General features: G+C 77.4%; 1 protein-coding gene. It reads left to right on the top strand.

The features are described from left to right. Window positions 1-132: 132 nt before the first annotated feature. The coding region (locus ACTWPW_RS64610; protein ID WP_443175099.1) for a hypothetical protein at window positions 133-527 on the top strand (395 nt) is incomplete at its 3' end.

Below are 527 nucleotides of genomic sequence, written 5' to 3'. Positions count from 1 at the left end.
GGGACGGCGGCGGGGACAGCGGACGGGACAGAGAACGGGACAGCGAACGGGCCGGCGGCTGGGACAGCGGTCGGGCGCAGGCTGCTGCGCTGGCGGGAGTGGCTCGCGGCGGCCCGCGGAGGCTTCGCCGGCATGCTGGCGGCTCGCGGGCTCACCGAGGCCGGCCTGCGAGATCTGCTCGGCGAGGACGCCGCACATCTGGGACGGCGCGTCGCGGCCGGCGAGCCCCGCTGGGCCCGCACCGTGCGGGAGGTGCTGGACGCCTCCGGCGAGATGCCCGCTCCCCGCGAGAGCGAGCCCTCCTGGGACGCGGGCTTCGGCACGATCGTGGCGCCGTTCGTGCGCCACGCCGTCGAGCGGCTCGCCTCGTCCGCTCGGTCGCGCGGGCTCGACGACGAGGCCGCGCGGCCCGCCATGGCACAGCACCTCGAACGGGAGCTCATCGTCCTGGCCTCGCGCACGCTGGTCCTGGAGCTGAACGTCATGCGCGTCACCGGGCGCCTCGGCGGCGACACCCCCGCCGCCCG

It is taken from the genome of Nonomuraea sp. KM90, from assembly GCF_052246675.1.
Lineage (GTDB): Bacteria > Actinomycetota > Actinomycetes > Streptosporangiales > Streptosporangiaceae > Nonomuraea.
Note: the sequence above shows the minus strand (reverse complement) of the source record. Positions and strands in the feature narration are given on the sequence as shown.